Below are 23,656 nucleotides of genomic sequence, written 5' to 3'. Positions count from 1 at the left end.
ATTAGGGAGATCATAAACAAACATCGCATAGGCCTTCTCCAAGGCCACGCGAATTTGCTCATCCGTCGGCTCGAAACCCAATCCGTAGGTAATATTGTCATAAATTGAATCATTGAAAAGCATCGGCGTTTGAGTGACATAGCCAACTCCCCGACGTAACGTGCCGATATTGAAATCCTTGAGATCAACCCCATCGAACTCTATCGCACCTGAAGTCACATCGCGCATACGCGGAATCAGTTCGACCAGCGTAGACTTCCCCGCCCCCGAGCGACCGACGAGCGCCGTAAAGGAGCCGGCTTCGACCTGTGCGTTTATGCCCTTGAGCACTTTTTTCCCACGCGATATGAGAACGCCGTCGGCCGAATATACATCGGGATATTCAAAATTGACCGATTTAAATTCGATGCTTTTCTCTAGATGGACGAAATCAGCATCCCCCGATTGCATGACATTGGCATCTTGAGCGGCACTGTACATCTCTTGCACGAGCTTCACTCCTGCAGCATTTGCCGATATCGCCTGAAGGGAGCCATTGAATTCTTTCGTCTTTGCATTGAGTCGCGTGAGCATCACTAGGAGCAAACCGAGTTGAGCCAGAGTCGAGCCCAGAACGGCAATTCCTATATACAAGGTCACAAATACCGAAACCATGAGTATGGGATCGACAACGACCTCGACGGTCGCGCCGACTTTTGCCGCCTTGATAGAAAGCCCCCTCATGGTTTCTGAAACACTGCGAATATTTTCGGCCTCTTCAGCTTTCGTGTGGCGCAACTTGACCAACTGCATTTGCCCCATGCGCTCGACGATTTTTGCCATAAGTCTTTGACTAAGCCGAGCATTTTTCAGAGCATTGGCCGATATCCACTTAAGCACTGCCTTATTCACCAGGGCCACGATAAGTGCAAAAAAGAGGGCACTAAAGGTAAGGGGTACTGAAAGCATCAAAAGAATCGCGATGTAAACCATCATCAGCATGAGGATGCCCAAAAGATTGATCACAGATAGGACAGCGGCGCCCGCAGTAGCCGTCTGTCCCATAACCACGCCGACGAGCTGTCCGACGGGGTGTCGAGAATAAAACTCAGGGTCAGCGTTATAAACTGCATCGACGACCTTCATGCGTAGACGGAGCATAATACGACTCGTCACCACAGAGGAATACCATGTATTGAAATAAAACATCACATTTCGCAACAATATGGGAATAAACGCCATTATAAGCAAGACTACCAAAGAAGGCTTTATGCAAACCTCGTTCAACAAGTGAGCAAACGCCTTCCAATAGGCATTTGAACTGTTTTCAAGCGCAGTTTGACCGCCCTCGGCATACTTGAGTATCGGCAGCAAAAGCGATATGCCGATACCTTCGAGCGCAGCAAATACAACCGCGAAGCCGACAAGACCTGCTATTTCAGATTTTTTCATTTCCACAAACTTGAAAAGTCGGGAAATCGCATTTATTCGTAGATATTCTTTAAGGAATTCGATTAGTTTTTTTCACAATGTACTTTTATCTGGAAATACTGGAATAAACACACTAAATATCGAGTTAATTCTAACATATAGCTACTTTGACCAAATATAAACTGACCAGTGTATCAATGCAGAAAGACAACTATTGAAGTGGTTTTTTGAGTTTCAGCTTTCTGAGAAGAGTAACAACGGCTCTTTTGAACCATAATACTGAGCTGATCATCGGCTTATCGGCTTTTTTTCGATAATCTTTATACCATTTAAGAACATCTACCAGCGATGCACCTCGGCCTTTCCTCGCCCTGTCTCTTTGTGTCAGTGGCCCTTGAAAACGAAGCAATCTCTCGGTAACTACTTTGGCATCCATATAGTAGGCCGCGTGCTCACGGCCTCGCTCACCGATTACGTGCCTTTGTTCATCGGATAGATTAAGCGCGTTCACCACCATCGCGGCAAACTCCTCCGTACTTTTTGCCAAGAAACAGTCTTCTCCACTTTCGAACATCTCGCTGAGATCGCCGACATCGGAAGCAATCACAAGGCCACCAGCCGCAAAATATTCAGCAATCTTATGGGGGGCCATATGACCTGCCCGATTTTCTTCAGAAACCGGTGCTAGTAATAGACGCCCACTCGCCAAAATTTCAGGTATTTTTGCAGGTGGAACGCTGGGCTTCAAAATGACACTTCCCTGAAGCCCCATACATCTAATCTTATCCGACAAAGTAGCGACATCACCTGCTAGGGCATCGCCGTACGCCTCAACTACGATATCGGGTTTCTTTCGCTTGGCAATATCGATTACTCTCAACAACTCCGCAATGTATCGTGACCCGAGATTCCCCGTAAACACGCCATCGACAACATAGGAGCTTTTATGGACTAATTCAAAATTCCTGCAGTCAACGACTGAGTAATTCATAAATATTCTGTCGCTCGGATATCCATAATTCGTCCAATATTTTTGCAGATAGTGAGAAGTCGCCCATAAAAAATCAGTCTTTGTTCTCACCAAATCGATATAGTGTTCCCTAGTCAAAGGGTTGATCTGATTATCCGTCAACGCCTCGGTTGCAAAAGCCCCCAACGACCAGCCGATAAGTCCCGCGACATTTGAAGCGACACCCATAGTTGCGTCCGACCTCGAATAGCATAAGATTAGACCGTTCTCATTGCTTTGCCCCTTCATTGTTTGCAGCTTTTTATAAAGCAGCAGTTCGGCAAACCAACTCTGTTTGCTCACCGAATAATCCGCGGAAACTGCAATCCCCAATCGTTTCGCCGATGTCACATCCAGCAATTTGGGACCGGGGACATTATCGAACAAAGACGTCACCTCTAGGCCCGGCATACTGTCTCCGATGCATACTGCAGGTTTGCCCATCACGATGACTTTGACTCTGTGCCCATTTTCAATCAGCCCCGAGGCGACATTTGAGATAAAGCTCGTGGACGCCAAGGTCATAGGAACGCCAAAGGCCTCAGCTATTATCACTATGTTCAAAATTAAACCACCGTAACTTTTCGCAACATTTTCTGTTTAGCAATGAGCGTTCGAGAGATACCATTCATAGGTACGTTTTATTCCCTCTTCGAAATCGACGATCGGTTCATAGCCGATAAGTTCTTTCGCTTTCTCAATCGCAGCCATCGAGTATTTGACATCACCGGCGCGGTTCGGAGCGAATTCCACCGGCAAATCGACATCTGCCGCCTTGTTAATCGCATCAATCAGATCGAGCAATGAAAATTTTCCTCCGCAGGCGACATTGATAACATCGCCCTTGAGCTCAGGAGCTTTCAACGCAAGCAAATTGCCACGCACCACATTGTCGATGTAAGTAAAATCGCGCGCTTGGCTTCCGTCACCGTTGACCGTGTATTTCGCATCGGTGGCAGCCGCGGTCATGAATTTTGCAATAACCCCCGAGTACTGCGACGTGGGGTCTTGCCGTGGCCCAAATACGTTGAAATAACGAATCGCAAGCGTCTCCATGCCATAGAGATCGGCAAATACTTTGAGGTAAAGTTCACCGGTCAACTTCGTAACTGCATAGGGAGACATCGGTTTTGGCATCATACCTTCGTGCTTCGGCAGCTCGACGGTGTTTCCATATACCGACGATGAACTTGCCTGAATGATACGACGCACACCGGCTTTATGCGCAGAAGAAAGCAACTTGAGCGTTCCCCCGACATTAACATCGTTGGTTGTCACCGGAGCCTTAATCGAACGAGGAACGCTCGGAAGTGCCGCTTCATGCAGAATCATATCAATTCCGGCAACGGCATCCTCTACGATTTCTTGATCTCGAATGTCGCCTTCTACAAGTTCGATATCTTTTAAACAGTGTGCGATATTCTCACGACGTCCGGTCGAGAAGTTGTCGAGGACACGAACTTCATAGCCTTCTTTCAGCAGCCCGTCGACAAGATTCGAGCCGATAAACCCCGCCCCACCGGTAACAAGAACTTTTGTCATATGTATCTCTTTTCACTTTGGCTTACCGTTATATGAAATTCTCAATTCCGTTCGAATTAAACTTTATCACTTACGCGCGGCTATCATTCTAAAGGAGCTTTCTTTTTAAGATGGAAGGCGCGCAATACCTTTACTATGAGGCGTTTTGCAACCATCGTGACCTTGTGCACTGGTCCGTCCTGAACCATGGGGGGACGCAGCTCTTCCGGTTTGAGGCCGCATTCAATTCCGATATCATATTGTGTTTGTGCGCGCTGATAATCGTCGTTTAACTCCAACAGCGAAATGACCGCCTGAAAAGATCCGCCGATACCCGCCTTTATTCGATTGCGCACATAGTTCGGGTTTGCATCCAGCAACCTTGCATACTGTTCATAATACGACATGGCGTTGGTGCCTTTTTCATAACTGAGTGAAACCCTGTCCTCATTTTCGGTGTGATATATATAAAGAGTTTCATTGAGAAAATACCGCGTGAGTCTTGGAATAACTCTGATTTGCCACTCGCTCTCAAAAGTATTCAGACCTTCGACAAAACGATCGGCCCCAAGTCCTTCTCTAGAAATCATATACCAGGACTCATTGGTCTGTTGTTTGCCACTTGGCATAAACCCGAGTTCCATACGCCCGCTCTCAGCATCACCGCAGGCATTCTGTCCCGTCTTAAAATCACACATATGACACTGAATCCAATCCGCTTCCGGGTCGATAACAGTCGCAATGTTTATTAAAGTTTCCACCGCTGACGGAAGCAACTCATCATCGCTACTGAGAAAACAGAGCCATTCTCCCGAAGCATTATTAAAGCAAGTGTTTCGTGCACTTGTAATGCCTTTATTTGTTTGATGCCGCACAATCTTAATACGCGAATCGTTATATTCGCTGAGGATATCGAGCGTATCATCCTCTGAGCCATCGTCAGTAATGAGAATTTCGATATTCCGATACGTTTGAGCGAGTGCGCTATCCACCGCACGCCGTATGGTATGCGCACGGTTATAGGTCGGAATCATAACACTGACGAGTGGCTTGCCGGTTTGGTCGATTGCCATAAAAATCCCCCTGCTAAAACTTGAAATAAACGAAGTTGGCCGCGTTATACGTTCCGCCGTAATGCCCGAAAATCAGCACCACCAGTATAAGCCCGTAATATACGGTCCAGCGAAACAACAGGCGCTTGGTGAAAAGCCATGCTGTTATATTGACGCTTCGCTCCGTTTTCAGATAGTCGATAACCCAGACGAGCACGCTTGAAATGAGTGCGACCACGAGTTCGCTATAGCCGAGCCCTTGTGAAATCATCGATCCATTGGTAAATATCCATACCGTCGGCATGAACATGCGTGGCAAAATATAGAGCGCATCGGCAATCGAGTTCGCCCTGAAGAATACCCACGCAACGGTAATCAGCACAAAGGTCAGCACCGTCTGGAAAAGCTTGTGCGCAAACGAATCCCGATTCACATGAAGCGTCTTCACCGTCCAATCGTTAAACGGCTTGAGCCAACCACCCAAAATCTGATATGAGCCGTTGAGTAACCCCCATACGATATAGTGCATTCCCACCCCGTGCCAGAATCCCGATACGAAAAATACCGCCATGAGGTTGAGATACTTGCGCGCTTTGCCTTTGCGGTTCCCGCCGAGAGGAATGTAGATATAAGTTTTGAGCCAATCCATGAGCGTCATGTGCCAACGGCGCCAAAAGTCGGCGACACTGCGCGCAAAATAGGGCGCACGAAAGTTGAGTGGCAGCTCCACGCCGAAGAGCCGAGCCGAGCCCCGCACGATATCGGTATAGCCGGAAAAATCCGTGTACAGCTGAATGGCGAAAAAGACCGCCGCCACGAAAAACATCAAGCCGTTGACTCGACCCGAGTATGCATGGGGATGGTCGAACACTGTGTTCACAAACACGGCGAGGCGATCGGCGATCATCAATTTTTTGAAAAATCCCCACCCTATGAGCAAGAGGCTCGAACGCATGTTGTCGTAATCGAACGTGTACTTTTTAGAGAGTTGCGGAATCAAAGTCTGTACCCGGGAAATCGGGCCCATGGCGACAATCGGAAAGAATATGACCGAGGTTGCGAAATAGAGCGGATTCCTCACCGCGGGGGTGCGTTCTTTGTATACGTCGACGACATAGGCGACGACCTGAAATGTCCAAAAAGAAATGCCGAGGGGCATGACGAGTTTGAGCACAGGCAAGGTCGCCCCTGCACCGGCGACGCTCAAGAGTTTGTTCGCAACCTGCGCGAAGAATCCGATGTACTTGAACCACAGAAGCGCCGAAACGCTCGTTAAAACGCCAAACCAGAGGACCGAGCGCTTTACAAGCAGTTGCTTACGGGGATTTTCAATACCGGAGGTTGCCGAGAGCCCCAGCCCGCACACATAGGCGAGAACGGTGACCGACAAAAGCACCCAAAACCATGCGGGAGAGAAAAGAAGATAGAAAAACGAACTGAGGCAGAGAAGCCAAAGACTGCGTGTTTTGGGCCCGGGAAGGGTGAAATAAATCAGTACCGCAAGGGTGAGAAACGATAGGTAGGTCGCACTCGTGAAAGACATTGTTCCCGTCAAGGAGTGTAAAAATTCCATGCTTCTCCTACCTGGAATGCGAAATTCGTACTATGAGATAGATGCACCATCTCGAACGAAGCGATTACAGGATTATTCTATGGGATCGAGCCTTACGGCATTTTTCTGAGTCTTTACTATTTTATATAACTGTTTGTCCTTTATCTCAGAATTCAACTTGAAAATACCCCGATACTTCAAAATGAACTGCTGATCGACGTGTCGCAAATACAGATAGGTATAATCGCCGTCTACAAGTGCACCGATCAATGCTTGCGGCGTCCAGTCTTTCGTCCACACGTCTCCACTGAAATACGGTTTGCCAAGGCTGTACCCTGAATAGTTACATTTTTCCGGCAAGATGAGGTATTGGATGATATATTCAGCACGCCCATTATCCCTCTGAGAGATAATGAAAACCTTTGTACCTCGTGTCGTATGTTTCCGTATCAATTCCGCATCCTTCGCATAAGGCGCAGAAGATGAGTGGTATTTGATCTGAGGTACAAAATTCGCGTTGACTTTTTGGAAGAGCAGAAGCGCACATATTATAGGAACCGCCAAAACAAGGACAGGCACCAGGGAAGATTTCTCTTTCATTTCCTCCCTCGATCCCTCTGTAAATATATAGAGCATTACCGCCAGTATGACCATCGCTAACAGGTACGTGCCCATATAACGGTCGTATGATGCCAGCGTCGGCCCCTCGTAGTCGCCGAAACAAAACACATAGGTCAACAGCATGACGAAGGCGTAACCGGCGGCACCGAGCAACAACATGATGGTCAATCCCATAACCTGGAATTTTATGAATATTTTTTTCCCAAATACACCGATGAGGATGAAAACGACCGCACCCATAAGCACGAATTGCCAATAGGCAAGCGTTATCGACCAGGAAACACGTGGCACCGGTATTGTGAACATTGTTTGTGTGAGGACGGCATGCATGAAATTTACAGAAGCCACATGCTGATACGCAAGACCGCTCGTGCCGTCCATGATCCCTTGCAGTTTAGTAAGACTTATCGCGGAAACATCGAACTGTCGCGGGAGATGGAGGGGTGCTATGTGAGCATTCCATGATACGAGAAAAGCACTTGGAACGATGATGAGGAAAATCATCGGAAACAGAACGGACAAAAGTTTAATCTTGCGTAGGCTGCCTAAGGACCAAGAAGAAATCTTCTCCTTGTTGATGATTATCGTATTGACGATGAAAGCGCCGAAAACCAACAGACAAAAGGCAATACCTATCTGCTTTACCAGAAGCATGAACGATAGAGCTATCGAAATGCTTACATATTTGAAGAGGGAATTTCGTCTTTCGATGACTACGAGCGATAAGCAATACGCCAGCAAAAAACCCATGATGCAGTCGACATAAATACTTTGATAAAAATATTGTCTTCCCAATGGGGTGAAAACCGGAATCACCACAGCCACAAACATAAGTAAGACAAGTTTAAGATAGAACTTCCAGCTCTTCTTCCATGTGAACTTGGAAAACATGGGCAGGAACAGCGAAAGGGAAAGCGTCTGCAAGCTTCTGTAAAGATAAGCTTCCTTATAACCCCCCGCCAGTCGACACCATATCAATTGAAATATTCCGATGATGGGAGGGTAATCTTTATGTCCCGAAATCTGGGATGCCGCTACACTGTAGAAATCGTGCAGGCGCAACATTTCCTTGACCGACGCCGCCCAATGGGAAAACTCATCCCACATCGTCAGCCCTCTATTCAGATTCAATATATATATAAACACATAGATGACGAGGAATATACAGAATCCCGGAGTCAGAAAATTGCCGACGAGCTGGGAAAGATCTTTCCTCTTGATGACCAAAATCACCACGAGGATCGGAAATGAAACCGCCACCGCTAAAGACAGATAGTATCCGAGAAATAAATTGCCGAATAGACCGAAGAGGTAGACGAAAAGCGCAGACGACATCAACGCCAAAGGCACGACCTGCTCGAAACGTTTTTTACTTACAAGTATGATCACACCTGAAAGACATAGCGTGTAAAGCAGCGGAGCTATGAAGCTCATCGCATTCCCCCCAATGGAAACCTTCCGGCACATGCAGTGTTCGCGTCAACTTGATTTTCTCAGACCGGAACCCTACTCGGAATCCCTTGGCGCGCTCACAAGACCGTATTTTACCTTAATACGCGCAAGTTTTCTCGTCCATGGGCCGAAGAGCGGAATAAGGAACAGCACCGTCGAAGTCGCATGTATCAATGAAAACGGCAGCCCCGCACCGTAACCGAGCAATACGGCACGCATCGTCAAAGGGTTTATGAATCCCACTATATACCATGAGTCGAGAATGAATCCATAGAAAATTGCGGCAACGAAACCGTACACGTACACGAAATTTTTCCGCTCGAAAAACCCCCGTTCATATAAAACGCCGGCGAGATACCCTATCAGACCCCATGCATACATCTGCCAGGGCGTCCACGGCCCTTGGCCGAAAAACATGTTCGAGGCAAGCGCCGACAAAGCCCCCACGAGAAATCCGCTTTCTTTCCCGAAAGTCACCGCCGCCACGATGACGATGGCCGTCACCGGTTTGAAGTCGGGAAACGGCGCGAAAATGATGCGGCCGACTGCCGCCATCGCCGCCAAAACGACAATCGGCATGATATCGCGCGGTTTGGGGTGCGATTTCTCGAAGCGAAAGAAGAACGGCACGAGCGCCGCCGTGACGGTCAAAAGTGTCAGCAACGCGGTGTTCTCGACATTGAATGCCGCACAACCGACGAGAACCACCGGAACAGCGACCAGCAGCACCGGTTCGAGAACGGCGAGCACTTTCGTTTCCGCGGCGCTACTCATGGCGCCCCTCGCGCAGAAAGTCAGAAACATCGGTCAGCGTGCTGCACCCCTCCATCAAGTCCCGCGTCACACGGTTGACGCCCGTGGTGTAGAACAAATTGTCATTGAAAAAGGTACGACCGGCTGCGTTTGCGGCTATTTCACCGTTGAAAAGCATCGAACAGCTATCGGCGATCTCAGCGCAGAAATCGAGGTCGTGCGAAACGACGAGGATGGCCCGACACTCTTCACGCTGTTCTCTCAATATATCCATGAGCTCGTGCTTGGCGAACGCGTCGACGCCTTTCGTGGGCTCGTCGAGCAGCAAAATGTCGGGAGAGAGCAACAGGACTTTAGCGAGCGCCGCTTTCTGCATCTCCCCTCCGCTCAAATCATACGGGTGCCTGTCGCGCAACTCCGTCAAACCGAGACGTGCAAGCATTTCATCAACATCGTCTCGGGTATAGCCGAATTTTTCGCAATCCTCAGTGAGATCTTGCAAGAGCGTATCGCGCAAAAAGAGTGTCTTGGGGTCTTGTGCGAGCAGCGCTATGCGCTTCCCCTTCGCACACTTGACGGTCCCTCGTTCCAGACGGCGGACTGCAGATAAAGCATACAGCATCGTCGACTTTCCGCTCCCGTTTCCACCGACGACGGCATGGATTTTTCGAGGATACAGTTCGACGGAGGCTCCGCGCAACACAAAATCGAGATTGCGTCCGTAACGAAACCACAGGTTCTTCGCCGTGAGGATCGGCTCTTCATGCGAGGCGATTGCCGGTGGCGCTACAACGAAACTCTCGTGCCGGATACCGGCCCGAATCGACTCGGGCACATTCTCGACAAGCCAAGCGCGACCGGCGCGAACATCGAGGGGGTAATCGGGCTCGATAGCCGCGGCACTCGCTGCCGAGCCCAAGTCATGTGCATCGGCATCACGCGCATCGGCCGTTACCGCATGCGCGACCTGCGCCGGTGCGGGAAGCGCCGATGCAAAAGAATCGCCCGATGAGTACAGCTCGGATGCGAAGTCGTGCGGAGTCCCGACAAACGAAAGCTTGCCGCCCTCGATGAACACCACTTCGTCGGCAATGGGCAGCACATCTTCGAGCCGATGCTCCGACAAAATGACCGTGGTACCGAGCTCACGATTCACGCGCTCCAGTGCCTGCAAGAATTCCTTGGCGGCTATGGGATCGAGCTGCGATGTCGGTTCGTCGAGCACCAGAATGTAAGGCTGCATGACCATGACGGCGGCAAGATTGAGAATTTGCTTCTGCCCGCCGGACAGCTCGCTCGTCCGCTTTTCAAACCATTCTCCAATACCGAAAAAATGAGCGGTCTCGGCCACGCGACGCTGCATGATATCGGTCGGCACTCCCAAGTTCTCCAAGCCGAAAGCGAGCTCATGCCAGACGGTGTCCATGACCGATTGATTCTCGGGATCCTGCATGACGAATCCCACCTGTGCCGCCGATTGACGCGGGTCGGATGCACCCATCGGATGTCCGAGCACGAAAACTTCGCCTCGGCGCGTGCCGACGGGTGCGATTTCGTGTTTGATGCAACGCAGGAGCGTGGTCTTACCGCTGCCCGTCGGACCGCAGAGAACGACAAACGCGCCCCTCCCGATTGAAAGGTCGATGTTTTCGAGAGTCGACTGCCGAGCCTGCGGATACCGGAATGAGAAATCTACGAACGAAACCGCTTCCATAGCAACGTTTCCCTCCCCTCGAGGTAGAACGGGAAAAAGAGGAGGAACGCATATACGCCGTACCCCCACCAGAAAATTTTGAGCGTGGGCATGGTCGGGTAGAACATGAACTGTTTCGCGGCAACGTAGAGCACCAAGCCGCACACAACCGACAACATGACGAGGACCACCGTCAATACGGCATCGCGAATCTCAAACCGGTTCCTTTTATAAGCGCTTCTCTGCGTCACGCCGAAACCGCGCGCCCGCATGGAGTCGGCTGTTTCAATGGAGGATTCCATGCTCCAGCCCATGAGAATCGAGGCCATGAGAATGCTTTTGTCGCGGCGTTGCGAAACGGTGGCTTTTTCCTTGCCGTAGAGCGCGTTCAACGAGTCGGTGATTCTTCGCGATCGCTCGATGAGACCGGGTACGAATCGAAAAATCATCGAGATAACGAGTGAAACGGTGGGCAGAACTTTTGCGAAAAGATAGAGGAATTTATCGCTCGTCATGACCTCTTGGTAGCACGAAAACCACAGTATGACCGAAGCGAGCATTCCGCCCGCGCACAACCCGTAGGCGAGTGCCTCCCACGTGATGGGGCGGCTGCCGATGTGGAACAGAACCGTGAGGCCCGCGGTGTTGAAGAGCGCATTGGCTCCAGCGATGATGATGAATGCGAAAAGACAGATTTTCAGTGTGCCCAGATATCCGCGCATTCCGCGCAAGTAGATGGCATAAAAACTCGCGGCCAGGAACGAAAGCGCCGTGAATATCGGATGTAACGTGACCATGGAAAAGACGATTGCCACCACGAAATAGCAAAAAATCACTGCAGGATGATACGTGGCGAACGCATTGTGGCGGGCACTCCGCGCAAAATCTTTTCCGATGACTGCCGACTCCATGCTCCTATAGGTCCTTTCCCGCATCACAGGAATAACGCCATTTGATTGTGTCGCCGTCGGATACGGTGTAGCTGCTGCATCCTTTGCTCGGATACACACCGTTGACTTCGTATTGCCACCCGGCACTACTGTAACCACCGGCCTTTTCGGCCAACCCGCCGATGGACTTCACATAGACCCCCATGTACGACGAATCCGCGTCCACGACCGCGCTTGATGCCATGAGTACATCATAAACAGTCGAGTCGCTCGGCACGGAGATTTCGGTGCTCAACATGCTGCCCGACTTGGTAAGATCGAGCGCCACTTGGATATTCTTGGCGACGGCCGTCTTGCAATCTATGGAAAGCGTTACCTTAATGGTCGATTTCTGCGTATCGCTTTTTGATGAGGCGGAACCCGATGAACTCGAACTTTTGGTCGAGTTGCTGCTTGTCGACGAAGTCGGAGATGATTTCTTCTTCGAACTTTCCGTGGAGGTACTTTTCGACGGCTGCTTTTGCGATGAAGTTTGTTCGCCACCGACGCTCGCGGCAGTCGACTTCTCGGCCGCCGAGTTGTCAGTTGTGCTCGAAGCATCCGCCGAGGCGAGCGCGGAAAGGCCGCCCCGGCTCGCCTCGGTTGTCTGGAATAAAGCCGACTTGGCAAGACTGAAACCGTCGGCCTTCAAATGCCGATAGCCCAATCCCGCGCCGGCTAGAATGATTGCCGCAACGCACACCAGCGTGATGAGAATTTTCTTCTTTCGCATCCCGTCTTTTTTAATGGAACTATCAGTCTTTACCGTCTCGTTCATTTGACCGTTATCGCCCTTGCGCTGCTGTAGGTGCCGTAGTATTTTTGACCGTCTATCGTCTTATAAGCATGCACCGCGAAATAATACTTCCGCTGGCGCGAGAGATTGCTTATCGTCATGTAAGTCTTGGTCGTATACAGATGGTGCCACGTTCTACTTCCGCTTCGGCGATATGCGATTTTGTATCCGCTGACTGGGCCTGTGGAAGCTTTCCAGCTCATGTACACCTTTGCTCTACCCGCCTTGAGCGTGGTCGCGGCAGTCGGCTTCTCGGTCGCCGAGTTGCCAGTTGTGCTCGAAGCATCCGCCGAGGCGAGCGCGGGAAGGCCGTCCCGACTCGGCTCGGTTGTCTGGAAAAAAGCCGCCTTGGTAGGACTGGAACCGTCGGCCTTCAAATGCCGATAGCCCAATCCCGCACCGGCTAGAATGATTGCCGCAACGCACACCAGCGTGATGAGAATTTTCTTCTTCCGCATCCCGTCTTTTTTAACGGAACTATCAGTCTTTACCGTCTCGTTCATTTGACCGTTATCTCCCTTGCGCTGTTGTAGGTGCCGTAGTATTTTTGACCGTCTATCGTCTTGTAAGTTTTGGTCATGTACACCTTTGCCCTACCCCTCCTTGAGGGTGGGCGCGGCAAGCTTTCTCGGGATGATCTTGAAGGTAAGTTTCACCGTACCTTTATAATGGATTATCCCCGTGACGGTGACGGTCGCCTTACCGGTATTTTTATTACTCGCATACGCCAGCGTGTAATCGGTATCTTTTTTCAATGTGGTATCGCCGTTACGAACAGTGACCTTCGGGGCGATAACACTTCCGGTATAGATGTACTTCGATGCCGATATCGTAGCCATGGAAATCGAAAGCGGCGGCGGCGTTTTGTTCCTGTTGCCGACAGCGAAAAGATATCCCGAGTCGTTGACGTAATACAACGTTCCGTCGGTTCCCGCGATAGGGCTGAACTCACAATAGTTCTGCATATCCTTTGCAGGCGTGTAGAGGACCTGAGCCGCCGACGAGGATTCGCCGAGCCTGCTCACATAGAGCGCACCGGGCGTTATGTTCGAAGTGTAGTACACAAACCTATCGTTGCCATATGCGTCCGTCACCAAAGGTGCCGATTGGATATTTCCCGGCGCCGCAAAACTCTGCTCCACTTGCATGGTTTCAGAATCCACGACCGACAGCACACCGGAGCCTTTATCGGCGAGGCCGGCAGCATAGATTTTGCCGTTGCTGATCGTCGGGGCACCGGTACTGGTTTTGCAGAAGTTCACACTTTGTGACGCTCCGAACGAACCGTCCGTATTGACGGCCACTTTGTACAGATTACCGTCATGAGTAGTGAAATATATCGAAGAATCCGTGGGGCTTTTGATGATGGTCGAACGAACCGGGCTGCCGACGGACATCGTATCGACCTGGGCACCGCTTGCAGCATCGACCGAAGTCAAAATACCATCATCACCGGCATAAATGGCTGCGCCATGCGTTACAACCGCACCGGCCCAATAATAACCGGCATTATCGTTCTTCTTTTCCCAAACGACTTTGCCCGTAGAGACCTCCAGGCATTTGAAGTATCCGTTTGCAGACGGAACGGCCCATCCCGTGTCGGCCATACCGACGTACACATACCCGCCGACCGCGTTCAGCGTACAAGTAAGTTGCTGACCGGGAATCGGCAGAGTTACCCATGCTCTTTTCAGCGTATCCGCATACACCGCCTCGACGACACCGTCGCTCGTGGGAACGATGATCAGGCCGTCCGCATACACCGGCCGCGACATGTAACCGATCGGATTGTCCAAGGTTCCCTCTGCGACCTTCGCCCCTTTGGAGTCCAAAAGCAGCACTTTGTTCCCTGAGACGATTGCAATGTTCCCGTTGACGATTATCGGCTGCGAGGAAGACGGAGATGCCCAGGCATCAACCGGCTTGTAGTCGTTTTCCGTTTTGACCAATCCTGTTATGTCGGTCTGCCACAGCAGTGCGGCATCGCTTGCCACGCGAGGTGTCAGCGCATGGATCAGACCGTTGTTGTCGGCACTTCCGCGCCAGTTCGGCCACGAAGACGATGCTCCGTCCGCCGTTGAATAAGCAGGCGCAACCAGTACGACAAGCAACGCGAGCATGCACAGTGCATACCCCCGCAACGTTTTTCTTTGTGGCGTCGAAGACGTCATCTTTCCATTCATAGTTTGTTCTTCCTTTCATGATCCATGCCGGTGGCTCTTTACGGTCGCATGGCCCGATGAGAAGTTCACCTGCGCGCATGAAAAACGACAAAAAAGACTGTGACATGATTCGTCACAGCCCGTATTTGCTGAAGTTTTTCTTTTTGCGCATGCAATTTTCTCACGTTACAATGCTACAAATTAATACTTTTGAGCAGGTCTTCTGGCTTACGTATCGAAGGAATCACATCGATCGTGATTCCTTGCGTCCCGGTTCAACCTTCCCGATTTCTCAGTGGCTGACATGATGTCTTCGAACCGAGCCTCAACGCTTACAGCGGCGGCACCGCGCGAGATTTGCACTCGCTTATCTCTTGGCCACTTCCAAGCCCGGTTGCCCGACTCTTCGGTGGAACTCAAACTATGTATTCGATTAATTTCATAATAGCATAGGCGGATACGCGAGCTATGAGGAATATGACGATTGACCGATCACCGGCCCGATTTTTAAAAAACCGATTAGTCGCCGTCTTGAATGAGTCTCCCGATGATTTGCCCCATCCTCGTGGAGACGACAGTAGCCCCGGCGACATTGGTATGTGTTTGGTCGGCGAAATGTTTATCGTATTTTATCTCGCCCGATGCGACGAGATCGTTGAAATCGACATACGTTATGTTCGAATAGGTTTTCGAGAGTTCGTTGCGCACGGCGTCGATATAAGTCGTTTGGCCTTCCATGGCGTTCGGGGTCCAAAACAATATGAGGTGCGCGTCGTTCTTTTTACAAAGAGCCGCGATTTTTTTAAGCCACGGATAGTTGCGGTTCCATGCCGCGGTGTCGATTTTATCCACTTTCGTGGCAAGCGGCTGCACCGTCTGCGTATTTTTAACCATCGAATAACCGCGCAACGGCGCATCCGTGTTGTTTTTCGTGGTCCAAATTTCATTCCCGTATGAATCGGCGCCTTTTCGCAAAATTGAAAAATCGCTCGCCTTGAGCTCTTCCCACCTGGAGTGATAGGTGACTATCGGAAAAGCGATCGCCTCGCGCATGGAGGCGTTCGTCGCATCCATCAAGGCGCGGATGCGATTCAACGACCACGGCATATAGTGAAAGTTCGCCATGGCGTTGTTATCGGCCATGCGCTGCTCGCCGATGATACGGTATGATTCGACCGCGACTATTTTCGGCGATTGGGTGCGAAACGCTTCTTTCAATGTGTAATAGGTCAAAGCCATCGACTGGCCGGAACCTGAAAGATTGTACGAGCGGATATCACGCTGGGATGTTTTGTCGATAATTGCAGGATTTATTGCAGAATAGACATGCGAAGTGCCAGCGAAAATCACATCGATCGTGCCCTTGGGCTCGCTCAGATAACCGACCCAACTTTGGCGAGAAAGCGCGGGCGGCTTCATTATCGCCGAGGCCAAACCGATCATCACCGCCAACACGGCCAGAAATACGCCGGCTTTTATTACTTTGCGCACAGTCCTCTTACTCTCCAAGCCACGTCGAAACAGCAGCACGCAATTCTTTCGCGTATCGTTCGTCTTTCAAGGCGAGACGAACATTTGCCTCCAGCCAAGAAAGTACGTTGCCCGTATCATAAATCGTACCGGGCTTGATGACGACGGCGTGCATCGGCTCGACTTTCGCAAGTTCGACGAGCGCATCGGTCAACTGGATTTCGTTTCCTCTGCCACGCGGCGTTTTTTTCAAAATATCCATCACGCGCGGAGTGAGCAGATAACGCCCGGTAATCGCCAAATTCGAGGGGGCATCGTTCATCGGCGGTTTCTCGACCAAAGAATTCACACTCCACACCGGACAATCGACGTTTTCGAAATCACTGAAGGGCAACGGCTCTCCGGCAATGACACCGTAACGAGACACCAAATCGTCAGGTACCTCTTCGACGGCTATCACGCTTCCGCCGGTCACGTCGTGCACCGCTTTGAGAAGCGGCAACACATTGTTTTCCGGAGTGATGACATCGCCGAGCAGCACATAAAACGGCTCACCGTTTATAAACGGCGCGCCGCAAGAAACCGCGTGTCCGAGACCCATGGGCGACTTTTGACGAACGTAAAAAATATCCGCCAGAAGGGGAATCTGCTCGATGATTCTCAGACCCGCCAAGTTGCCGGAGTTTTCCAACGCGGTTTCAAGTTCGGCGGAGCGATCGAAGTGATCTTCGAGCGCACGTTTTCCGCGGCCGGTAACGAAAAGCACCTGCTCGACACCGGCTAAGGAGGCTTCCTCGACGGCGTACTGCGCTATCGGTTTATCGAGAACGGGGAGCATCTCTTTCGGCTGCGCTTTGGTAACCGGCAAAAATCGTGTGCCGAGGCCGGCTGCCGGAATAATGGCTTTCATCGGTGTCAGAGCTCCTTCATGACGTCTGTCGCAGCTGCGACGAAACGATCAATTTCCTCGTCGCTGAGTGCGACTGAGGCAAAACATGCTTCGAACTGGCTCGGTGCAAGCCAGAAACCGCGGTCCAACATTCCACGGAAATATTTCGCGTAGCGCTTTGTATCGCTTGTGGAGGCACTCGCCCAGTCCGTGACTTTTCTGTCAGTGAAGAACGTGCAGGTCATCGAGCCGATCTGTGTGCCATACACCGGAATGCCGGCTGCAGCGGCTGCCTCCGCGATGCCTGTCGACATACGCTTGCCCTTGCGCGCAAGGTCCTCGTAAACGCCGGGCTGACGCAAACGCTTGACGGTGGCGATGCCGGCGGCCATGGCGATGGGGTTGCCCGAAAGTGTGCCGGCCTGATAGACGGGACCGTTGGGAGCGAGTTGCTCCATGATTTCCCTTCGCCCGCCGAAAGCACCCACGGGGAATCCGCCGCCGATAATCTTGCCTAACGTTGTCAGGTCGGGAGTGACGCCGAAGAGTTCTTGTGCGCCGCCCAATGAAAGACGGAATCCGGTGATGACCTCATCGAAAACGAGAAGCGCACCGAACTCATCGCACAAGGAGCGCAGCCCCTCCAAGAAGCCCGGCTCAGGCAAAACGACACCCATGTTACCGGCAACCGCTTCGACGATGACACACGCGACCTGCTCGGAGTTTTCTTCGAATGCCTCGCGAACCGCGACGAGATCGTTGTAAGGCACGACGACGGTGTCTTTGGCCGCCCCTTCGGTTACGCCCGGTGTACTCGGGATGCCGAGCGTCAACAGACCGGAGCCCGCTGCCACGAGAAGCGCATCGCTGTGCCCGTGATAGTTTCCGTCGAACTTTATGAACTTGTCGCGTCCGGTGTAACCGCGCGCAAGACGAATCGCGCTCATGACCGCCTCGGTACCCGACGACACGAAACGAACCTCTTCGATGGAAGGAACGGCGTCGACGACCGCTTGGGCCGCCTCGATTTCGAGCAGAGTCGGGGCTCCGTAGCTCGTACCCTTTTCAAGTTGCTCACGCACGACGGCAAGCACTTCCTCCGGCCCGTGCCCGAGAATCATCGGACCCCACGACTGGACGAAGTCGATATATTCGCGTCCATCGATATCATAGATTTTCGAACCCTTTGCATGGTCGACAAAACGCGGTTCGATGCCGACACTTTTATAGGCGCGTACCGGCGAGTTCACGCCACCGGGAATGATTTTGTTGGCAGCAGCGAACGCTTCATGGGAGTTTGTCATGTGAAAAGCACACCTTTCGAATTTGTGTACGATAGTACGATAGTACCATTATATTTTGTCCGAACTTTCAGCGACCGAAATCGTCATCGAATCTCTCAATGTCGTCTTCACCGAGATAGTCACCCGTCGCGACCTCGACAAGTCGCAACAGAACGCTTCCGCGGTTCTCGAGGCGATGCTTCACGCCGATGGGCAAAAAAATCGACTCGTTGGGTTCGAGAGTCAGAGTTTCCTCGCCACGCGTGACTGCAGCCTGGCCCGATATCACGATCCAATGCTCGGCGCGCCTTGCGTGGCTTTGCAGACTCAAGCGCATTCCCGGCAAAACATCGACTTCTTTGACGTGAAATCCTTTCGCACGCACGAGCATCGTCCAACTCCCCCACGGACGCATCGATGTGCGCGATCTCGTGAGCTCGGGTGCTTGTGCGGCGTGCAACGCCTCCACCACGAGGCGCACGTCTTGCGCGCGGTCCCTGTCGGCGATAAGTGTGGCATCCGGCGTGTCGATCACCATGACGTTTTCGAGTCCGAGAGTCGCTATCATCCGCGGCTCGATACCGCTTTCACGCTCGTCGTTGAACGTCAAAATATTCGTGGAGTCGATATCGACGGAACGCCCTATAAGACGATTGCCGCGGGCGTCGGGTTCGGCGAGCATTTCCAGCGCCGCCAACGAGCCGACATCGGACCACTCCAGTTCAGCGGGCACGACACTGACGGCTTTGCTCACTTCCAGGACGGCTTTATCAAACGATACGGCGTGCAAATTGCCGTACAACTGAACGATGACCGGATTGCTCCATGAATCTCTCCCGAGATGGGCGGCGGTTTCTGCAATGGTGGCCATCTGTCCGGAGTGTTCGGTTTCAAACCGCAGCGGACGCTGTGCGCCGGCAAGCCTGAGCTCCTTGATGATGGTGTCTACGCCGGCGACCAACATGCCCGAATTCCACAAATACTCACCGGACTCGTAGAATTCTTGCGCGTGGAGAGCGTCGGGCTTTTCGATGAATCGATCGGCTTTGTAGGCACTCGCGTGCTCACCGGGTTCGGCACTCAAGAGCTCCTCGCCCTTTAAAATGTACCCATACCCGGTTTCGGCTCGGGACGGCACCAGTCCGATGGTAACCAGATCGCCACCGTGGGCACGGATGACCGCCGCACGGACCGCCTCCTCCCATTGCGAACCGCTTTGGCAAATGTGGTCCGAGGGAAGCATGAGAACGAGCGCATGCGGGTCATCATGGGCAATCATCGCCGCGGCAAGCGCAAGTGCCGGCGCAGTATTCCGGACGGCAGGTTCGACGATGTAGTCGATGGGTATACCGTCGAGTTGACGATTCGATTTGATATGGTTGCGAATTTCATCAAGGAGACTCTCACCGACCACGATGTGGACGACGCCCTTTTCATCCATGACCGACGCGGCGCGCTCGATCGCCTGAACGATCAGCGACGTGTCTCCGAAGAGAGTGAGCATCTGCTTGGGGGAAAGTTCACGGGACAGCGGCCAAAACCGCGTGCCGGAGCCTCCTGCAAGAATTACCGTATGAAGCGTACGCGCCATGTAATACTCCTACTTCTTATTTTGCTCGGCGACGGTGGAATCCTCGTTATAACAGGGCACGAGAACTGCGATTTCTGGCATGCGAGTAGCTCCTCTAGGCTAATGCGCGGCCGGTTCTACCCAGCCTTTTGGAATATAAGCGCAGTACGGTTCCGATTCCATGTAGTCGCCGGTGACTTCGAGCGCACGCGCACGACAACCACCGCAGACCGCCTTATACTCACAGGCTCCACACTTACCTTTGAGTTTACTGTAATCGCGCAAATCATTAAAGACCGGAGAATCGCTCCAGATCTCTGAGAACGGCTGCTCCTTGACGTTGCCGAGCTGCATATCGAAATATCCGCACGGCTGAACATCGCCCACGTGGCTGATAAACCCGAAGGTGATGCCTCCAAGGCATCCGCGCGTCATCGCGTCGAGACCGTACTCCTCACGCGTAACCTGCTTGCCCTCTTTTTTGGCGAGCTGACGGATGATGCGATAGTAGTGAGGAGAATCGGTCGGCTTGAAGTGCAACGGACTGGTTTTTTGGCGCTCATAAGCCCATGTCAAAGCCTTCTCCGACTCTTCGGGAGAAAGCTCGAGATCGATCAAATCGGAACCGCGACCGGTGGGAACGAGCATGAAGATATGGAACGCGTCGACACCGAGCGCCTCGGCGAGGTCGTGGATCGCCGGCAATTCGGCCACGTTGGCCTTCGTGACGGTCGTGTTGATCTGCACGCCGACACCGTGCCGTTTAGCCGCCTTGATGCCCTCGATCGCGGCATCGAAACAACCGACTTCTCCGCGAAACGCGTCGTGCTCTTCTGCGGTTGCGAAATCGATGGAGACCGAGATGCGGGGGATCTTATGCTCCGCGAGTTTTATGGCCATGGCATCGTCGACGAGCGTCGCATTCGTTCCGACAACCGGCATCGCGCCCTTCTCCTGGCAATAATCGATGATCTCCCAGATATCGGGACGCAGCAACGGCTCACCGCCGGTGAGAATGATGATGGGGTTTGAAATGGTCACGATGTTATCGACGACCTTTTTGATTTCTTCGAGTGAAAGTTCTCCCGTGTAGGCACCGAATTCGGCAGACGCACGACAATGCGCGCAGCTCAGGTTGCACGAACGGGTAATCTCCCACGCGATGATGCGCGGCGCACGAATGCCGGTGCGCTCTTGGTAGGCTTTAGCCTCAGGACCGCCACCGGGAGAAAAGCCCATGGATCGGGCCCCGCCGTGGCGCTGACGGGGAATACCGGCAGGGTGGCCGCCGGGATGATGCCCACCCATCTGTACTCCGGCAGGATGACCCGCAGGTTTGTCCTCGCCCATCGGAATGCCGACGCCGACTTTTCCGCAGCCCGACATGGCATCGGCCATTTCCTGCTCATTCACTTCGAATTTTTTATCTTCAGTCATGCGTCTTCCTTCATCCAACGAGCGGCATCCTTGGCATGATACGTGATAATCATCTTGGCTCCCGCACGCTTGAAGCCGGTGAGCGTTTCGAGGACGACGCGCTTTTCGTCAATCCATCCGTTGAGTGCAGCCGCTTTGACCATCGAGTATTCGCCCGAAACGTTATAAGCGCACGTCGGATAGCCGAACTCATCGCTCACTTGGCGGATGAGGTCCATATAGGCGAGCGCCGGCTTGACCATGACGATATCGGCACCTTCGGCGATATCGAGTGCAGTTTCGCGAAGCGCCTCCTCACCGTTTGCCGGGTCCATCTGGTAGGAATTGCGGTCGCCGAACGTCGGCGTCGAATCGGCGGCGTCGCGAAACGGTCCGTAATAACCGCTTGCGAACTTCGCACTGTACGCCATGATGGGAACGTTGATATAGCCGGCCTCGTCGAGTGCTTCGCGAATTGCGGCGACACGGCCGTCCATCATATCCGACGGCGCGACCATATCGACACCGGCAGCGGCATGGCTGACCGACTCACGCGCAAGCAACTCAAGCGTGGGGTCGTTGAGCACGTAGCCGTTCTCATCGAGAAGACCGCAGTGGCCGTGGCTCGTGTATTCGCACAAGCACACATCGGTGATGACATAGAAATCCGGGTCGTGCTTTTTTATGACGCGAATGGCCTCTTGGATGATGCCGTGGTCATCGTAGGCTTCCGAGCCGACCTCATCTTTGTGCGAGGGCAGACCGAATAAAATGAGCGAGGGAATTCCGAGAGCCTTAAGCTCATCGATTTCTGCGGGAAGCTGGTCGAGAGAGATTTGGAACACGCCGGGCATCGACGAGATTTCATCGCGCAAACCCGTGCCGGGTTTCACGAACAGAGGATAGATTAAATCCGACGGAGAGAGGGCGTTTTCGCGGACCATCGAGCGAATTGATTCATTGAGGCGCAAACGACGAGGACGATACTGTGGAAATTGCATGGCACTCCTTCTTTCAATCCAACTGTAAAAAAGAGCCGGCGCAAACTCTTGCCAGCTCTTTCAGTATATAACTATCGGACCAGCACCTCGGGCACCGAGTAACACTTGTTGCACATTGATTTTTGTGCAAATTCTTGCAGCTTTAAACTAATCTACGAACTTTTCAACGGTGACGTCTGAAGCATCCTCATCGTGATTATGCCCACCACAACACTCGCCGGCATCCTCGACGGCATACATTTCGAGAAGCTCTCGGTCGGCTGAAATTTTTGCATTGGTCAATTTCGTAAGTTGCACCACGGCGATAATCGCACAAACTGCAAGCACGAGATAAAAAGCCATGAGAACGAAGAACTGAATATATCCGCCGTAATTGCTGAGCCATGTCGCCATCTAGACACACCATTCCTTTTCTTTGTCGATTAGCATCGTAAAAACACATCTTTAACTATATACCAACTTCACACATCCGTGTTTTCGCAGATAGCTCTTCATTAAATCTCCGCGGGCACTATGATGGGTTTTGTTCGAATGATGCAACTGAAAAAAGATGTGGTGGAGATGAAGGGATTCGAACCCTCGACCCCTGCGTTGCGAACGCAGTGCTCTCCCAACTGAGCTACATCCCCTCGAAACATGCAGAATTGATATGGTACGCTTTCACGAAACCATTTTCAACCTGTGCATATTTGCGATGCTTATTATTTCCGAGCGTTAATTGTCAGACTTAACGCAAAACTGGGGGGGGTGCGGACAAAATCCTGGACCTGATTTGAAACAGGAGGATGTCTATGCACTCACAAGAGCAAAGACAAAAAGCAGTACAGTTCTTTATCGAGGGTGGGAAATCTAAGGGAGCGGTAGCTAGATCTTTAGGCTATGGATCGGCATGGTCGGTTGAGCGCTGGTACGAAGACTATATGTCACAGGGATTTTTAAAAGAGTCCCGCACTAAATGGTTCAAATTTACAGAGGCGCAAAAACAGAGTGCTGTTGCACATTTCCTCGATACGGGACAAAACTTTTCCGCCACGATTCGCACTCTCGGATATCCGAGCAGAGCTTTGCTGACTCTTT

General features: G+C 51.9%; 20 protein-coding genes, 1 tRNA gene and 1 riboswitch. Of the genes, 1 reads left to right on the top strand and 20 read right to left on the bottom strand.

Annotated features, from left to right (window positions below):
- From JJE36_06475 to JJE36_06380, 20 genes are all read right to left on the bottom strand, one after another.
- On the bottom strand, window positions 1-1,431 hold a 1,431-nt coding region (locus tag JJE36_06475; GenBank protein ID MBK5211935.1), incomplete at its 3' end, for an ABC transporter ATP-binding protein.
- Window positions 1,432-1,621: 190 nt separating this feature from the next.
- Window positions 1,622-2,944, bottom strand: a complete 1,323-nt coding sequence (locus JJE36_06470) for a glycosyltransferase (protein MBK5211934.1) — start codon at window positions 2,942-2,944, stop codon at window positions 1,622-1,624.
- A gap of 75 nt (window positions 2,945-3,019) precedes the next feature.
- The gene (locus JJE36_06465) at window positions 3,020-3,961 is read right to left on the bottom strand and encodes an SDR family oxidoreductase (GenBank protein ID MBK5211933.1); all 942 of its coding nucleotides are present in this window, start codon (window positions 3,959-3,961) and stop codon (window positions 3,020-3,022) included.
- 83 nt (window positions 3,962-4,044) lie between these two features.
- Complete coding sequence (locus tag JJE36_06460; GenBank protein ID MBK5211932.1) at window positions 4,045-5,013, bottom strand: glycosyltransferase family 2 protein; 969 nt, start codon at window positions 5,011-5,013, stop codon at window positions 4,045-4,047.
- 13 nt (window positions 5,014-5,026) lie between these two features.
- A complete protein-coding gene (locus JJE36_06455; GenBank protein ID MBK5211931.1) occupies window positions 5,027-6,565 on the bottom strand; it encodes an MBOAT family protein in 1,539 nt (512 codons plus the stop codon).
- Window positions 6,566-6,637: 72 nt separating this feature from the next.
- Complete coding sequence (locus tag JJE36_06450) at window positions 6,638-8,599, bottom strand: hypothetical protein (GenBank protein ID MBK5211930.1); 1,962 nt, start codon at window positions 8,597-8,599, stop codon at window positions 6,638-6,640.
- Between the two features lie 72 nt (window positions 8,600-8,671).
- Entirely contained in the window at window positions 8,672-9,391 is a 720-nt protein-coding gene (locus tag JJE36_06445; protein MBK5211929.1) for an ECF transporter S component, read from the bottom strand.
- On the bottom strand, window positions 9,384-11,084 hold the full coding sequence (locus JJE36_06440) for an ATP-binding cassette domain-containing protein (GenBank protein MBK5211928.1): 1,701 nt from the start codon (window positions 11,082-11,084) through the stop codon (window positions 9,384-9,386). Before JJE36_06440 ends, JJE36_06445 begins: the two co-directional genes overlap by 8 nt.
- The gene (locus tag JJE36_06435) at window positions 11,063-11,974 is read right to left on the bottom strand and encodes an energy-coupling factor transporter transmembrane protein EcfT (GenBank protein ID MBK5211927.1); all 912 of its coding nucleotides are present in this window, start codon (window positions 11,972-11,974) and stop codon (window positions 11,063-11,065) included. Before JJE36_06435 ends, JJE36_06440 begins: the two co-directional genes overlap by 22 nt.
- Before the next feature lie 4 nt (window positions 11,975-11,978).
- Window positions 11,979-12,770, bottom strand: a complete 792-nt coding sequence (locus tag JJE36_06430; protein ID MBK5211926.1) for a DUF4430 domain-containing protein — start codon at window positions 12,768-12,770, stop codon at window positions 11,979-11,981.
- Complete coding sequence (locus tag JJE36_06425; protein MBK5211925.1) at window positions 12,767-13,291, bottom strand: fibronectin type III domain-containing protein; 525 nt, start codon at window positions 13,289-13,291, stop codon at window positions 12,767-12,769. Before JJE36_06425 ends, JJE36_06430 begins: the two co-directional genes overlap by 4 nt.
- A 90-nt stretch (window positions 13,292-13,381) precedes the next feature.
- Window positions 13,382-14,971, bottom strand: a complete 1,590-nt coding sequence (locus JJE36_06420) for a PQQ-binding-like beta-propeller repeat protein (protein MBK5211924.1) — start codon at window positions 14,969-14,971, stop codon at window positions 13,382-13,384.
- Window positions 14,972-15,145: 174 nt separating this feature from the next.
- Window positions 15,146-15,385, bottom strand: a riboswitch (cobalamin riboswitch).
- A gap of 84 nt (window positions 15,386-15,469) precedes the next feature.
- A complete protein-coding gene (locus tag JJE36_06415) occupies window positions 15,470-16,441 on the bottom strand; it encodes a hypothetical protein (protein ID MBK5211923.1) in 972 nt (323 codons plus the stop codon).
- A 7-nt stretch (window positions 16,442-16,448) separates the two neighbouring features.
- Window positions 16,449-17,330 carry a UTP--glucose-1-phosphate uridylyltransferase gene (locus tag JJE36_06410; GenBank protein ID MBK5211922.1) on the bottom strand — a complete coding sequence of 294 codons (882 nt, stop codon included), beginning with the start codon at window positions 17,328-17,330 and terminating at the stop codon, window positions 16,449-16,451.
- Between the two features lie 5 nt (window positions 17,331-17,335).
- Entirely contained in the window at window positions 17,336-18,613 is a 1,278-nt protein-coding gene (hemL, locus tag JJE36_06405) for a glutamate-1-semialdehyde 2,1-aminomutase (GenBank protein MBK5211921.1), read from the bottom strand.
- A gap of 67 nt (window positions 18,614-18,680) precedes the next feature.
- A complete protein-coding gene (locus JJE36_06400; protein ID MBK5211920.1) occupies window positions 18,681-20,183 on the bottom strand; it encodes a mannose-1-phosphate guanylyltransferase/mannose-6-phosphate isomerase in 1,503 nt (500 codons plus the stop codon).
- 99 nt (window positions 20,184-20,282) lie between these two features.
- Window positions 20,283-21,512 (bottom strand): radical SAM protein, encoded by a 1,230-nt coding sequence (locus JJE36_06395; GenBank protein MBK5211919.1) that lies wholly within the window; start codon window positions 21,510-21,512, stop codon window positions 20,283-20,285.
- A gap of 83 nt (window positions 21,513-21,595) precedes the next feature.
- Window positions 21,596-22,579, bottom strand: a complete 984-nt coding sequence (gene hemB, locus JJE36_06390) for a porphobilinogen synthase (protein ID MBK5211918.1) — start codon at window positions 22,577-22,579, stop codon at window positions 21,596-21,598.
- A gap of 147 nt (window positions 22,580-22,726) precedes the next feature.
- Window positions 22,727-22,972 carry a hypothetical protein gene (locus tag JJE36_06385; protein MBK5211917.1) on the bottom strand — a complete coding sequence of 82 codons (246 nt, stop codon included), beginning with the start codon at window positions 22,970-22,972 and terminating at the stop codon, window positions 22,727-22,729.
- 160 nt (window positions 22,973-23,132) lie between these two features.
- Window positions 23,133-23,208, bottom strand: a tRNA-Ala gene (locus JJE36_06380).
- A 162-nt stretch (window positions 23,209-23,370) separates the two neighbouring features.
- Here JJE36_06380 and JJE36_06375 point away from each other — a divergent pair.
- The coding region (locus JJE36_06375; GenBank protein MBK5211916.1) for a transposase at window positions 23,371-23,656 on the top strand (286 nt) is incomplete at its 3' end.

The organism is Coriobacteriia bacterium (assembly GCA_016649875.1).
Lineage (GTDB): Bacteria > Actinomycetota > Coriobacteriia > WRKU01 > JAENWW01 > JAENWW01.
The sequence above is the reverse complement of the archived record's forward strand: the minus strand, read 5'-3'. Positions and strand labels throughout refer to the sequence as shown.

Bases quoted from the DNA above. Each gene is read 5' to 3' on its own strand.
- JJE36_06470 (MBK5211934.1), bottom strand. From the start codon at position 2,944: ATGACCTTGGCGTCCACGAGCTTTATCTCAAATGTCGCCTCGGGGCTG.
- JJE36_06465 (MBK5211933.1), bottom strand. From the start codon at position 3,961: ATGACAAAAGTTCTTGTTACCGGTGGGGCGGGGTTTATCGGCTCGAAT.
- JJE36_06460 (MBK5211932.1), bottom strand. From the start codon at position 5,013: ATGGCAATCGACCAAACCGGCAAGCCACTCGTCAGTGTTATGATTCCG.
- JJE36_06455 (MBK5211931.1), bottom strand. From the start codon at position 6,565: ATGGAATTTTTACACTCCTTGACGGGAACAATGTCTTTCACGAGTGCG.
- JJE36_06450 (MBK5211930.1), bottom strand. From the start codon at position 8,599: ATGAGCTTCATAGCTCCGCTGCTTTACACGCTATGTCTTTCAGGTGTG.
- JJE36_06445 (MBK5211929.1), bottom strand. From the start codon at position 9,391: ATGAGTAGCGCCGCGGAAACGAAAGTGCTCGCCGTTCTCGAACCGGTG.
- JJE36_06440 (MBK5211928.1), bottom strand. From the start codon at position 11,084: ATGGAAGCGGTTTCGTTCGTAGATTTCTCATTCCGGTATCCGCAGGCT.
- JJE36_06435 (MBK5211927.1), bottom strand. From the start codon at position 11,974: ATGGAGTCGGCAGTCATCGGAAAAGATTTTGCGCGGAGTGCCCGCCAC.
- JJE36_06430 (MBK5211926.1), bottom strand. From the start codon at position 12,770: ATGAACGAGACGGTAAAGACTGATAGTTCCATTAAAAAAGACGGGATG.
- JJE36_06425 (MBK5211925.1), bottom strand. From the start codon at position 13,291: ATGAACGAGACGGTAAAGACTGATAGTTCCGTTAAAAAAGACGGGATG.
- JJE36_06420 (MBK5211924.1), bottom strand. From the start codon at position 14,971: ATGAATGGAAAGATGACGTCTTCGACGCCACAAAGAAAAACGTTGCGG.
- JJE36_06410 (MBK5211922.1), bottom strand. From the start codon at position 17,330: ATGAAAGCCATTATTCCGGCAGCCGGCCTCGGCACACGATTTTTGCCG.
- hemL (MBK5211921.1), bottom strand. From the start codon at position 18,613: ATGACAAACTCCCATGAAGCGTTCGCTGCTGCCAACAAAATCATTCCC.
- JJE36_06400 (MBK5211920.1), bottom strand. From the start codon at position 20,183: ATGGCGCGTACGCTTCATACGGTAATTCTTGCAGGAGGCTCCGGCACG.
- JJE36_06395 (MBK5211919.1), bottom strand. From the start codon at position 21,512: ATGGGCGAGGACAAACCTGCGGGTCATCCTGCCGGAGTACAGATGGGT.
- hemB (MBK5211918.1), bottom strand. From the start codon at position 22,579: ATGCAATTTCCACAGTATCGTCCTCGTCGTTTGCGCCTCAATGAATCA.
- JJE36_06385 (MBK5211917.1), bottom strand. From the start codon at position 22,972: ATGGCGACATGGCTCAGCAATTACGGCGGATATATTCAGTTCTTCGTT.